The sequence below is a fragment of the Pseudomonas sp. genome (genome assembly GCF_036387035.1).
Taxonomy (GTDB): domain Bacteria; phylum Pseudomonadota; class Gammaproteobacteria; order Pseudomonadales; family Pseudomonadaceae; genus Aquipseudomonas.
Genome location: NZ_DASVUM010000271.1, coordinates 1 through 12,583, shown reverse-complemented (window position 1 = coordinate 12,583; position 12,583 = coordinate 1). Strand labels below are relative to the sequence as shown.

Sequence of the window (12,583 nt, the reverse complement as noted above, 5' to 3'; positions counted from 1 at the left end):
AATACATTTCTGAAAAAAACAAAAGCCGGGGCACCTGGCCCCGGCTCGCACAATGACACCGTTTAGACGCGTTCGAACACGGTGGTAATGCCCTGACCCAGACCGATGCACATGGTGGCAACACCGAGGGTGCCGCCATTCTGCTTCATCACGTTGAGCAAGGTGCCGGAAATCCGCGCCCCCGAGCAACCGAAAGGGTGCCCCAAGGCAATGGCGCCGCCGTGCAGGTTAACCTTCTGGTCCATCTTGTCGAGCACTTTCAAATCTTTCAGCACCGGCAAAGCTTGTGCAGCGAACGCTTCGTTGAGCTCGAAGTAGTCGATATCGGCGATGCTCAGCCCTGCGCGCTTGAGTGCTTTCTGGGTCGCCGGAACCGGTCCGTAGCCCATGATAGCCGGGTCGACACCGGCCACCGCCATCGAGCGGATCACCGCCAGCGGCTGGATGCCGAGGTCCATGGCACGCTGGCCGGACATGACGATCATGCAGGAGGCGCCGTCAGTGATCTGCGACGATGTGCCGGCCGTAACCGTACCGCCTTTCGGGTTGAACGCAGGCTTGAGAGCTGCGAGGCTTTCCAGCGTCGTCTCCGGACGAATGGTCTCGTCGAAGTCAAACATCTTCAGGAAGCCGTTCTCATCATAGCCCTGCATCGGGATGATCTCGTCCTTGAACTTCCCTTCCAGCGTGGCCTGATGGGCCAGTCGGTGCGAGCGCACACCGAAAGCATCCTGCGCTTCACGGGTGATGCCGTGCATCTTGCCCAGCATTTCGGCAGTCAGGCCCATCATGCCGGAGGCTTTTGCGGCGTATAGCGACATGTGCGGGTTAGGGTCTACACCGTGCATCATGCCGACGTGGCCCATGTGCTCGACACCGCCGATGACAAAGACGTCACCGTTGTTGCTCATGATGGCCTGCGCCGCCGTGTGCAAGGCACTCATGGACGATCCACACAGACGGCTGACCGTCTGCGCGGCCGAGGTGTGCGGGATCTGCGTCATCAGCGACGCCATGCGCGCGATGTTCCAGCCCTGCTCCAGGGTCTGGTTGACGCAGCCCCAGATGACGTCCTCGACTTCCGCCGGGTCGACCTTGTTGTTGCGCTCGAGCAATTTGCTGATCAGGTGCGCCGACATGTCTTCGGCGCGGGTATTGCGGTGCATGCCACCCTTGGAGCGGCCCATCGGTGTGCGACCGAAGTCGACGATCACGACGTCTCTCGGATTCAAGCTCATATCTTCACCTGTTCGTTGGGCACTTAGCCGAAGAAGCGTTGGCCGGTTTTGGCCATTTCACGCAGCTTCGCAGTGGGGTGGTACAGAGCGCCCAGATCAGCGTATTGGTCAGCCAGGGCAACGAATTCAGCGACACCGATCGAGTCGATGTAACGCAGCGCACCGCCTCGGAACGGAGGGAAACCGATGCCGTAGATCAGGCCCATGTCGGCCTCGGCGGCGGTGTCGACAATGCCGTCTTCCAGGCAACGCACCGTCTCCAGGCACAGCGGAATCATCATCCAGTTGATGATGTCCTCGTCGCTGACTTCACGCTGCTCGTAGATCACCGGCTTGAGCACTTCCAGCACGGAAGCGTCGACCACTTTCTTCGGCTTGCCCTGCTTGTCGGTCTCGTAGACGTAGAAACCCTTGCCGTTCTTCTGGCCAAGGCGATTGGCGTCGTACAGCGCGTCGACAGCCGTGCGGCGATCGTCTTTCATGCGGTCCGGGAAACCTTCAGCCATGACATCGCGGCCATGGTGGCCGGTGTCGATGCCGACCACGTCCATCAGGTACGCCGGGCCCATGGGCCAGCCGAATTTTTCCATCACTTTGTCGATGCGCACGAAATCCACACCGGCGCTGACCAGCTTGGCGAAGCCGCCGAAGTACGGGAACAGAATGCGGTTGACCAAAAAGCCCGGGCAGTCGTTGACCACGATCGGGTTCTTGCCCATCTTCTTGGCGTAGGCCACGGTGGTCGCAACGGCGACTTCGCTGGACTTCTCGCCGCGAATGACTTCAACCAGCGGCATCATGTGCACCGGGTTGAAGAAGTGCATGCCGACGAAGTTCTCCGGACGCTTGAGGGCTTTGGCCAGCAAGCTGATGGAGATCGTCGATGTGTTGGAAGCCAGAATGGTGTCTTCACCCACCTGCCCTTCGACCTCGGCCAATACCGCCTGCTTGACCTTCGGGTTTTCGACAACCGCTTCGACAACAAGGTCGACGGTGCCAAAATCGCCGTAGGACAGCGTAGGTCGGATCGCATTGAGTGCTTCGGCCATTTTTGCGGTGGTCAGGCGGCCTTTTTCAACGCGCTTGCCCAGCAGCTTCGACGCTTCGCCCAGGCCCAGCGCGATGGCCTCCTCGCGGATGTCCTTCATCAGGATCGGCGTGCCTTTGACCGCCGACTGATAGGCGATGCCACCGCCCATGATGCCGGCGCCCAGCACGGCCGCCTGCTTCACGTCCTTGGCGACTTCGTCGTAGACCTTGGCCTTCTTTTTCAGCTCCTGGTCATTGAGGAACAGACCGATCAGGCTCGCGGCGGCCGAGGTCTTGGCCATTTTCACGAAACCGGCCGCTTCCACTTCCAGCGCTTTATCGCGACCGAAATTGGCGGCTTTCTGGATGGTTTTGATCGCTTCGACCGGTGCCGGGTAGTTCGGGCCGGCCTGGCCTGCCACAAAACCCTTGGCGGTTTCGAACGCCATCATTTGCTCGATGGCGTTGAGCTTGAGCTTGTCCAGCTTCGGCTGACGCCTGGCCTTGAAATCGAACTCGCCCGAAATGGCGCGCTTGATCAGGTCCAGAGCGGCTTCCTGCAGTTTGCCCGGAGCGACGACAGCATCGACGGCGCCCACTTTCAGTGCGTCTTCGGCGCTGTTGTCCTTGCCCGAGGCGATCCACTCGACCGCATTGTCGACGCCGATCAGGCGTGGCAAACGGACCGTACCGCCGAAGCCCGGGTAGATGCCCAGTTTGACTTCTGGCAAGCCGACTTTGGCGGTGGCGGACATCACGCGGAAGTCCGCGGCCAGGCACATTTCCAGACCGCCGCCCAGCGCGATGCCGTTGATGGCAGCGAGGGTAGGCACGTTGAGGTCTTCGAACGCACTGAAGATCTTGTTGGCTTCGAGGTTGCCGGCGACGAGTTCCGCGTCCGGCAGCTTGAAGTTATCGACGAATTCGGTGATGTCGGCGCCGACGATGAACACGTCCTTGCCGCTGGTAACGATGACGCCCTTGATCGAGCTGTCGGCCTTGATGGCTTCGATGGCCTGACTCAGGTCGTTGAGGGTGAGACGATTGAACTTGTTGACGGACTCACCCTTGAGGTCGAACTGCAATTCGACGATGCCACTTTCAAGAGCCTTAACCGTGATGGCTTTACCTTCGTAAATCATCAACTGATCTCCACGATATGGAAGCTGAACAATACGCGTCAGACGCTGAGATCCGGCGCAGTGCACGACGTTGCCATCGAGCCGAAACACCAGACACCAGTCACCCCGGCGACGCGATTCGAGCGTCTGTAGGAACGTTCTTGCGGCAAACGCTCAATTCATACGCCCGTTTGATTTGGGTGCGGCTACCTTCTGCCATATTCCCGCAATTGTCAATTCGGCAGACAGCGGGCAAAACCGGCAAATCGCAGGTAAAAAGCGCGCCTGATAGACGGCCATTCAAGGCGATGATCGCCCGACGCTAAACGTAGACGGAATAATCGTGTTCGCCGGGAACCGCATACAGGGAAGGAATAAAAAGTGGGCCCACGGCAGACAAATGCACCATTAAGGTCTACATTCAGCGCACGGCGCATCAAGACGGGTCATCGGAACGACGGTTCACTGCCACGTTGACCACCGTCGCGGCGGCCCGCCGCATCGCACATGAATTACGGCCTGCCTGGCCAACCCCGGCCCGATGTTGTTATCGGGCTTTTTAATGCGCGCGATTCGGGCACCGGCGGGGTTACGCGAGGGCCTTCAGCACGGCTGCAAGCCGCTGCAAGACTTCGGGCTCGCCGCGCTCGGCCCAGTACACCGCGATCAGCTGTTTGCCCGCCTCGACTTTGTAGACATCGGCCGGCAGCGTCATGAACTGCTCGAGCAAGCGTGGATCCTCACACGGCTCGCGCCATTGGTTGACCCACACGCCCGGCTCCGTCTGCCAATACACCCACGCATCAGGCTCGCGCGCGGTACGCGGCCGGTGATACTGCGGGCAAGGACTCGGCGGCTCGGTGGGCAGCCAGTGCGGCCACTCCTGGGGGATCAGCTGCATGGCCAGGCCCATGCGCCTCGCCTGCATGCGCATGGCCATTCTTCCGCTCTGCGCGCGCGAGGGGCGCAACCAGACCAGAGGACTTAAAACCACCGCAATGATTGACAGAACTATCCACACCGTCATATCTGTATGCCCCCCGCCGCGGGTAGCGGCAAACGGACCACATCGGCGTGCCAGAGGCGCGTGAAAAGAGCCATAATCAATACCATCGCAAACCTCAGAAGGAACACCCCATGTCCTATGAACATATCCTGGTAGCCGTGGACCTCACTGAAGAGTGCGATCCGGTCATCAAAAAAGCCATGGCGCTGGCCCTGGCTGGTGGCTCCAAGCTTTCGCTGGTACACATCGTCGAACCCATGGCCATGGCCTTCGGCGGTGATGTCCCCATGGACCTGTCGCAGCTGCAGCAACAGCAGTTCGATCAAGCCAAGGAAAAACTGGAAGCGCTGAAACTGAAATACCCTGACGTAAAAACCGGCGACAGTCATCTGACCTACGGCCAGCCACGGCAGGAGATCCACAACCTGGCGAAGGAGCACCGGGTTGACCTGATCGTTGTCGGCAGCCACGGCCGTCATGGCCTGTCGCTGCTGCTCGGTTCGACTGCCAATGACGTGCTGCACGGCGCGCCGTGTGACGTGCTGGCCGTGCGACTGGTCAAGCGCGTCGACTGATCCAGCCTCGCAAACAAAAGCCCGGCCCCTGAAAGAGGACCGGGCTTTTTTATTGCGGTCGATAGTTACAAAACGCTACCGATCACTCATCCAGCTCGGCCCAACGCTCAAGCAGCGCGTCAAGCTCGCCTTGCAGGCTTTCCAGCTGGGCCATCACGGCAGTGGTCTGCTCGGCAGGACGCTGATAAAAGCCGGCCTCGGCCATTTCAGCGCTGAGGGCAGCCATTTGTGCTTCGACGCTGTCGATCTGCGCAGGCAGGGCTTCCAGCTCACGTTGCAGCTTGTAGCTGAGCTTCTTCTTGGCGACCGGCATTTCTGCGGCGGCAACGGGCGCCGCCTGCACCACGGCAGTGGCCAGCTCGGACTTGCCGGATTTGCTGTCAGTGACGCCCAGCAGACGCGGCGAGCCGCCCTGACGAATCCAGTCCTGATAACCGCCGACGAATTCGCGAACCTTGCCCTCGCCTTCGAACACCAGGGTGCTGGTAACGACGTTGTCGAGGAATGCCCGGTCGTGGCTGACCATCAACACGGTGCCCTTGAAGGTCAACAGCACTTCTTCAAGCAACTCGAGGGTCTCGACGTCCAGATCGTTGGTCGGTTCGTCGAGCACCAGCAGGTTGGCCGGCTTGCTGAACAGTTTCGCCAGCAGCAGCCGCGCGCGCTCACCGCCCGACAACGCCTTGACCGGCGTGCGAGCCCGCTGCGGGCTGAACAGGAAATCGCCCAGGTAGCTGAGGACATGGCGGCTTTGGCCGTCGATGTCGATGAAATCGCGGCCTTCGGCCACGTTGTCGATCACGGTCTTTTCCAGATCGAGCTGGTGACGCAGCTGGTCGAAGTAGGCGACGTCCAGACGGGTGCCGACTTCCACCTTGCCGCTGGTGGGCTGAAGGTTGTCCAGCATCAGCTTGAGCAGCGTGGTTTTGCCGGTACCGTTGGCGCCGAGCAGACCGATGCGGTCCTCGCGCTGCAGAACCATGGAGAAGTCCTTGATCAGCATCGGGCCACCCGGGTGAGCGAAGCTGACGTTATCGAGCACCATGACCTGCTTGCCGGATTTGTCCGCCGTGTCGAGCTGGATGTTGGCCTTGCCGGTGCGTTCACGGCGATCGCTGCGTTCAACGCGCAACGCCTTCAGGGCGCGTACGCGACCTTCGTTACGGGTACGACGGGCCTTGATGCCCTGACGGATCCACACTTCTTCCTGGGCCAGGCGCTTGTCGAACAGCGCGTTGGCGGTTTCTTCGGCCGCCAGCATGGCTTCCTTGTGCACCAGGAAGCTGGCGTAGTCGCCGTTCCAGTCGATCAGGCCGCCACGGTCGAGCTCAAGAATGCGCGTGGCAAGGTTCTGCAAGAATGAACGGTCGTGAGTGATGAACAACACCGCGCCCTGGAATTCCTTCAACGCTTCTTCAAGCCAGGCGATCGCGCCGATGTCCAGGTGGTTGGTCGGTTCGTCGAGCATCAGCAGGTCAGGCTCGGAAACCAGCGCCTGGGCGAGGAGCACCCGGCGACGCCAGCCGCCGGAGAGTTCGGCGAGGGTCTTGTCGGCAGGCAGCTGCAGACGGCTGAGGGTGCTGTCGACCAACTGCTGCAGGCGCCAGCCGTCACGGGCTTCGAGGTCCGACTGCACGTGCATCAGCTTGTCGAGGTCTTCGGCAGTGACGATGTTCTGGCTCAGATGGTGGTACTGGGCGAGCAGCTCGCCCACGCCGTCAAGGCCTTCGGCGACGACGTCGAACACCGTACGGCCATCGGCGACCGGCAACTCCTGGGGCAGTTCGCCGATCTTCAGGCCCGGCGCGCGCCAGACATTACCGTCGTCGGGCATCTGGATGCCCTTGACCAGCTTCAACATGCTGGACTTGCCGGTGCCGTTGCGACCGATGATGCAGACCCGCTCACCACGGGCGATCTGCCAGGACACCTTGTCCAACAACGGCATGGCGCCGAACGCAAGGGACACATCGCTGAATTTGAGCAGGGTCATGAGCTTCTCCAAAAACCGGGGGCGCATTCTACCTGAGATCGCCCGGCAGAGGGGTGGCTAATCGATGACAGGACGTCGTCCGGACCCGGTGCAGGCTGATTGCGTGCCTGGCTTTGTTTCCATCTATCACAACGGGCGAGGCGGCGCTTCAACCTGCGGGGGCAACAGGCTAAGCTAGCCGCACTTTTCACGATGCATCTGCTCGGAAGTCTCATGCGCAGTCGTTTCTTCAGCCTTTTGTCCTGCCTGCTTCTGTCGGCCACCGCTGCCCAGTCTGTCCAAGCGGTCGATCTCACCACCCAGCGTCAATATTACGATGAAGCCAAACGGGCCCTCGCCAAGGGCGACGGTGGCCCCTATCGCACCTATGCCGCAGCACTGGCGGATTACCCCCTCGAGCCGTACCTGGCCTATGACGAACTCACGGCACGCCTGAACAGCGCGAGCAACGAGGAAGTCGAGAAGTTCTTCGCCGAGCACGGCGACCTGCCGCAAGCCAATTACATGAAGCTGCGCTGGCTGCGGCTGTTGGCGTCACGCGGTGACTGGCAGCCCTTCGTCAAGTATTACGATCCCAAGCTTAATTTCGTCGAGCTCGACTGCCTTTATGGCTCCTACCAGCTCAGCCACAACCAGCGCTCGGAGGGCTACGCCAACGCCGAGAAAACCTGGATGACCGGCAAGACGCTGCCTGCGGCCTGCGATACGTTTTTCACCCAGTGGGCGGTTGAAGGTCAGTTGACCGAGCAGAAACGCTGGCAGCGCGCCAAGCTCGCCGCCCAGATGCGCAACTACGCGCTGGCCAATCAACTGGTCAACAGCATGACCACCCTTGCGCCGCAAGGCCGCTTGCTGATCGCCGTGGCGCAGAAGCCCGAGATGGTCAACAACCAGGGCCAGTTCATGCCGGCCGACGAGGCCATGTCCGATGTGGTGGGTCTGGGCCTGCGGCGCCTTGCCAAACAGGACCCGCAGCGGGCCATGGAGCTGCTCGACAGCTACGCGCCGATGCTGCATTTTTCCCATGAAGAGCAGGTCCAGATCGCCAAGGAAATCGGCCTGACCCTTGCCCGCAGTTACGACGGCCGGGCCCTCGAGGTCATGACCAAATACGACCCTGACCTGCGTGACAACACCGTCACCGAGTGGCGCCTGCGCCTGTTGCTGCGACTGGGTCGCTGGAGCGATGCCTACGAACTGACGCGTCGCCTGCCCCAGGACCTCGCCACCACCAACCGCTGGCGTTACTGGCAGGCCCGTTCGCTCGAACTGGCCCAGCCCAACAGCCCGCTGCTGCCGGGGCTGTACAAAGGGGTTGCCAAGGAACGCGATTTCTATGGCTTCCTGGCCGCCGACCGCACCCAGACGCCGTACATGCTCAATAACAAGCCGCTGGTGCTGAGTCAGGCGATCATCACCAAGGTGCGCAACACGCCGGGCGTGCGCCGCGCGCTGGAGTTTTATGACCGTGGGCAGATCGTCGACGGGCGTCGCGAGTGGTACCACGTTACCCGTCGTTTCAGCCGCGACGAAATGGTTGCCCAGGCCAAGCTGGCGTACGACATGCACTGGTACTTCCCGGCCATTCGCACCATCAGCCAGGCGCAGTACTGGGACGATCTGGACATCCGTTTCCCGATGGCCCACCGCGACACGCTGGTGCGCGAGGCACAGGTGCGCGGGTTGCATTCAAGCTGGGTGTTCGCGATCACGCGCCAGGAAAGCGCTTTCATGGACGACGCCCGCTCCGGCGTGGGCGCCAGCGGACTCATGCAGCTGATGCCCGCGACCGCCAAAGAAACCGCACGGAAATTCAGCATCCCGTTGGCGTCCCCCGCGCAGGTGCTCGACCCGGACAAAAACATCCAGCTCGGTGCCGCCTACCTCAGCCAGGTCCATGCGCAATTCAACGGCAACCGAGTACTCGCCTCGGCGGCGTACAACGCAGGCCCGGGACGTGTCCGTCAGTGGCTCAGGGGCGCCAATCACCTGGCCTTCGACGTCTGGGTCGAGAGCATTCCGTTCGACGAAACCCGGCAGTATGTGCAGAACGTGCTGTCGTATGCGGTGATCTATGGCCAGAAGCTCAACTCACCGCAGCCGCTGGTGGATTGGCATGAACGGTTTTTTGATGACTTGTAAGGACTGCTGATATTTAACGGGGTCTGTTTCAGCCGCGGGCGCGGTGGCGTGTATGCGATCATCCCGCAGCACCGCGCAATCGCGGGCCAGACGCACCTGTAGGAGCCGGCTTGCTGGCGAACCCGGTTAAATATTGGCTAGTGCAGCGCCTGACTCAACGCGTTCGCCAGCAAGCCGGCTCCTACAGGGGAGCTGCATTCAGCCAGGGGGACTGGCTTTAACCGGAAAGTCATAAGACCGTGCGCTAAACTACTCCAGCACCTCAACTTCCATTCCCACCTCAACCACCCCCGCCCCGTCAGCCACCACGTTCTGCCCGAACCAGACATTCCCTTCCCGCTCTCGATACGTCTTCAGCGTCGTCATCGGTTCACGGTCAGCACTGCGTTCGCCCGTTGCCGGGTCGATGGTCGTCATGATGCAGCGCGAGCATGGGGTCAACACGCGCATGTGCAGGTCGCCGATGCGGATCCGTTTCCAGCCATCCTCGGCAAACGCTTCTGATCCCGAGACCACGAGGTTCGGACGAAACCGCAACATTTCCATCGGACGCCCGACCTTCTGCGAGACGTCATCCAGCGATGACTGCCCGATCAGTAACAGCGGAAAACCGTCAGCGAATCCGACCCGGTCCTCCACCGTCCCGTAACCGGACGGCAACCACCGCGCGCGGGCTGCAGGCACGTGCACCAGCCGCGTCGGCTTGCCCACCAGGGCGCTGACCCAGCGTGCTGCTTCTTCCCCGGCGTCCGGCACGCGGAAACTGTCGCGCCAGAGGGTGACGCCGCGCAGCGTCTCTTCGCTGTCCAGCGGAACCCTCACATCCAGACTGCCCAGCCCAGGCGCCGACAAGGTCACGCCATCGCCATTCCAGAGGACGGATAACTGCGACATCTGCGGCAGAACACGCTGGGTGTAGAAGCGCCCGCTGCCTTCATCGACGAGCATCCAGCGTCGGTCCCCGGTCATGCCGAGTTCGTCGAAAGCGGCCTGCTGCAAGGGCTCGGCCATGCAGGATTTGAGGGGGTACCGATACAGTGCGCTGAGGTGAAGCATGTACGCGTCCTTATGCCGAAGCGGAAAGACACCACTCTATACGAGACGTCAGCAGACCAAGCGGTACAGATGCAAAAAAGCCCCTCCATACAGCAAGGGGCTTGAAACAGGACCGGATCAGTTGTCGAGCATGAGCCGCTCGCGGACCACGTCGACCAGCTTGTCCGGCTGGAATTTGGAAAGGAAGTTATCGCAGCCGACCTTTTTCACCATGGATTCGTTGAAGCTGCCGGAAAGCGACGTGTGCAGCACGACGTACAGGCCGCGCAGGCGCGGGTCGTTACGGATCTCCGTGGTCAGGCGGTAGCCGTCCATTTCCGGCATTTCGGCGTCGGTGAAGACCATCAGCAGCTTGTCAGTCATGACCTCGCCGGTGTCGGCCCAGCCCTTGAGCATGTTCAAGGCTTTCAAACCGTCGCGGGCGACGTGCATTTTCACGCCGAGCTGACCCAGCGTGTCACGCAACTGCGAAAGCGCTACGTTGGAGTCGTCCACCAGCAATATTTCGCGACCATGGGCACGCGACAGGACCGGATCGTCGAGCTTGTCGCGGGACACTTTGGCGCTGTAGGGCACGATCTCGGCGAGGACTTTCTCCACGTCGATGATCTCCACCAACTGGTCGTCGACCTTGCTGATGGCGGTCAGGTAGTGCTGACGCCCGGCACTGGTCGGCGGCGGCAGAATCGCCTCCCAGTTCATGTTGACGATGCGGTCGACGCCGCCCACCAGAAACGCCTGAACCGAGCGGTTGTATTCGGTTACGATGATGGTGCTCGAAGGCCCCGGCACCAGCGGACGCATGCCGATGGCCTGGGACAAGTCGATCACCGGCAGGGTCTGGCCGCGCAGGTTGACCACGCCGCACACGAACGGATGACGCTGAGGCATCAATGTCAGCTTGGGCAGTTGCAGGACTTCCTGCACCTTGAATACGTTGATCGCGAACAACTGTCGGCCGGCCAGGCGGAACATGAGGATTTCCAGGCGGTTCTCACCTACCAGCTGTGTACGTTGGTCTACTGTGTCGAGAATGCCAGCCATCTGTTGCTCCTGGAGCAGGGTTCAAGTAAGTCCGCCTACCCTGTATCGGCAGCGCCATGACAGACCTTAATGGGATAAAGACAGGCATCGGACAAGTGATGTCACATTAGCATCATGGAGGAGCTATGGGCACATCCTTCGCCCGGCAGACCGGCGAACGGCGGATGCTCATGTACTCAATCAGACAGGCGGCATCGGCAGCAGCTCAGCTGCCCGTAGGGATAATCCCTAAGCGCAATCGGGGCAAACCTGATGTTACGCCTCTGCAATAGCCCTTACTGTGGGGCCATCTTGTCGTTGTATGGAATCAGGCGAGGCGGCGCGTGCGCCCGCTTTCCTGCCCGACGAGGCGAGACAATCAGAAACGCCCTACATACTTTTAGGGGCCTTCAACATTAACTTGGGCCACTCGCCCCACGCGACCCGACATCGCAACTTGAAAAGAGTGGAGATGGCACATGCTGAATGGCAATGAATGGCGGCAGCTGCACGCAGCGTTTCTCAGCGATACCCAGACACTTATGTGCCGCGCCGATGATTGCCTCAGTCACCTGGAATTGATCAGCGATGACGGTGACGCGATGGAATGTTTGCTCACCACATTGCAACAACTCGCGGGCAAGGCGCACACCCATGGCGTTGAAAGGATCTGGGACTTCGCCCGGCAATTGCGTTACCTGCTGTACTTCGCCGGCGCTGCCGGCAAGTTGCAGCCCAAGGCATTGCCCGCGCTCAAACACTGCTTCGTGCTGATGGCCTGGCAGCTTGAGCTCATCGACCCGCACACCGGATCGCTGGCGCTCGACGACAGCGAACAGCGCGGGCTGCTGGACGCGTTCGCCAGTCATTGCGGGCTCGGCAAACTGGAAGACAACGTCGGTGTCGTCCCGGGCTGGTCTATCAAAACCGAACATCGCGACGTGCTCGCCCCCGAGTGTTCCGAGCAGCGCGAAGGCTGATGAACGCAGGGGGGCTCATATCAAAACAACTGGCACTTGCGTTCCAGACTTGCAAAGCCGATTAAGCGGGCCGTTAACTTCAATGATCAATGCCCGTCGATGTTCCGCTTCAGCGCTTAATAAGGCTCTGCCGGTGTTTGATCGAATCAGCCGATTTGCCGCGTTTGCCCCAGCAACGGCGAATGCGATGGCAGGTGCACGCGCAGTGCTCCCGCTCGCGCCTCGAAACGCGTTGCCTCGCCGCTGAGCGGCTCGCCGTCAAGGTTGATCGTCAGCCCTTGCGCCGATTTGAGCTCCACCCACGGCAAGCGCGCGCGGACGAACATGTTGTCCAGACCCAGGCCGCCTTCAAGCAGGCTCCTCAAGGTGCCGACCACTTCCTGAGGCGCCGGCAAAATGCTCACGTCCAGCAGCCCGTCA

Annotated in this window: 9 protein-coding genes and 1 pseudogene; 3 read left to right on the top strand and 7 right to left on the bottom strand. The window is 61.1% G+C overall.

Features of this window, described 5'->3' with window-relative positions; all coding sequences use genetic code 11:
* Positions 1-62: 62 nt before the first annotated feature.
* The 3 genes from fadA to VF672_RS24335 all read right to left on the bottom strand — a co-directional run bounded on the left by fadA (position 63) and on the right by VF672_RS24335 (position 4,415).
* Positions 63-1,238, bottom strand: a complete 1,176-nt coding sequence (gene fadA / locus VF672_RS24345; RefSeq protein WP_331107772.1) for an acetyl-CoA C-acyltransferase FadA — start codon at positions 1,236-1,238, stop codon at positions 63-65.
* Positions 1,239-1,261: 23 nt separating this feature from the next.
* Positions 1,262-3,409: a fatty acid oxidation complex subunit alpha FadB gene (gene fadB / locus VF672_RS24340; RefSeq protein ID WP_331107770.1), complete on the bottom strand. Its 2,148-nt coding sequence runs from the start codon at positions 3,407-3,409 to the stop codon at positions 1,262-1,264.
* A 568-nt stretch (positions 3,410-3,977) separates the two neighbouring features.
* On the bottom strand, positions 3,978-4,415 hold the full coding sequence (locus VF672_RS24335) for a hypothetical protein (RefSeq protein ID WP_331107768.1): 438 nt from the start codon (positions 4,413-4,415) through the stop codon (positions 3,978-3,980).
* Between the two features lie 110 nt (positions 4,416-4,525).
* Here VF672_RS24335 and VF672_RS24330 point away from each other — a divergent pair, with 110 nt between their 5' ends.
* The gene (locus VF672_RS24330; protein ID WP_331107766.1) at positions 4,526-4,969 is read left to right on the top strand and encodes a universal stress protein; all 444 of its coding nucleotides are present in this window, start codon (positions 4,526-4,528) and stop codon (positions 4,967-4,969) included.
* 82 nt (positions 4,970-5,051) lie between these two features.
* Here VF672_RS24330 and VF672_RS24325 read toward each other — a convergent pair whose 3' ends face one another.
* Positions 5,052-6,962 carry an ATP-binding cassette domain-containing protein gene (locus tag VF672_RS24325; protein ID WP_331107764.1) on the bottom strand — a complete coding sequence of 637 codons (1,911 nt, stop codon included), beginning with the start codon at positions 6,960-6,962 and terminating at the stop codon, positions 5,052-5,054.
* Between the two features lie 213 nt (positions 6,963-7,175).
* On the opposite strand from VF672_RS24325, the gene VF672_RS24320 reads away from it, so the two are divergent.
* Positions 7,176-9,104: a transglycosylase SLT domain-containing protein gene (locus VF672_RS24320; protein ID WP_331107762.1), complete on the top strand. Its 1,929-nt coding sequence runs from the start codon at positions 7,176-7,178 to the stop codon at positions 9,102-9,104.
* 249 nt (positions 9,105-9,353) lie between these two features.
* Here the strand turns inward: VF672_RS24320 and VF672_RS24315 are convergent, their stop codons facing one another.
* Positions 9,354-10,160: an MOSC domain-containing protein gene (locus VF672_RS24315; RefSeq protein WP_331107760.1), complete on the bottom strand. Its 807-nt coding sequence runs from the start codon at positions 10,158-10,160 to the stop codon at positions 9,354-9,356.
* Positions 10,161-10,277: 117 nt separating this feature from the next.
* The gene (locus VF672_RS24310) at positions 10,278-11,204 is read right to left on the bottom strand and encodes a chemotaxis protein CheV (protein ID WP_331107758.1); all 927 of its coding nucleotides are present in this window, start codon (positions 11,202-11,204) and stop codon (positions 10,278-10,280) included.
* 458 nt (positions 11,205-11,662) lie between these two features.
* Here VF672_RS24310 and VF672_RS24305 point away from each other — a divergent pair, with 458 nt between their 5' ends.
* Positions 11,663-12,163: a hypothetical protein gene (locus VF672_RS24305; protein ID WP_331107756.1), complete on the top strand. Its 501-nt coding sequence runs from the start codon at positions 11,663-11,665 to the stop codon at positions 12,161-12,163.
* 146 nt (positions 12,164-12,309) lie between these two features.
* Here the strand turns inward: VF672_RS24305 and VF672_RS24300 are convergent.
* Positions 12,310-12,583, bottom strand: a pseudogene (locus VF672_RS24300) (lipid kinase YegS); the annotation flags it as partial.

Bases quoted from the DNA above. Each gene is read 5' to 3' on its own strand.
- fadA (WP_331107772.1), bottom strand. From the start codon at position 1,238: ATGAGCTTGAATCCGAGAGACGTCGTGATCGTCGACTTCGGTCGCACA.
- fadB (WP_331107770.1), bottom strand. From the start codon at position 3,409: ATGATTTACGAAGGTAAAGCCATCACGGTTAAGGCTCTTGAAAGTGGC.
- VF672_RS24335 (WP_331107768.1), bottom strand. From the start codon at position 4,415: ATGACGGTGTGGATAGTTCTGTCAATCATTGCGGTGGTTTTAAGTCCT.
- VF672_RS24330 (WP_331107766.1), top strand. From the start codon at position 4,526: ATGTCCTATGAACATATCCTGGTAGCCGTGGACCTCACTGAAGAGTGC.
- VF672_RS24325 (WP_331107764.1), bottom strand. From the start codon at position 6,962: ATGACCCTGCTCAAATTCAGCGATGTGTCCCTTGCGTTCGGCGCCATG.
- VF672_RS24320 (WP_331107762.1), top strand. From the start codon at position 7,176: ATGCGCAGTCGTTTCTTCAGCCTTTTGTCCTGCCTGCTTCTGTCGGCC.
- VF672_RS24315 (WP_331107760.1), bottom strand. From the start codon at position 10,160: ATGCTTCACCTCAGCGCACTGTATCGGTACCCCCTCAAATCCTGCATG.
- VF672_RS24310 (WP_331107758.1), bottom strand. From the start codon at position 11,204: ATGGCTGGCATTCTCGACACAGTAGACCAACGTACACAGCTGGTAGGT.
- VF672_RS24305 (WP_331107756.1), top strand. From the start codon at position 11,663: ATGCTGAATGGCAATGAATGGCGGCAGCTGCACGCAGCGTTTCTCAGC.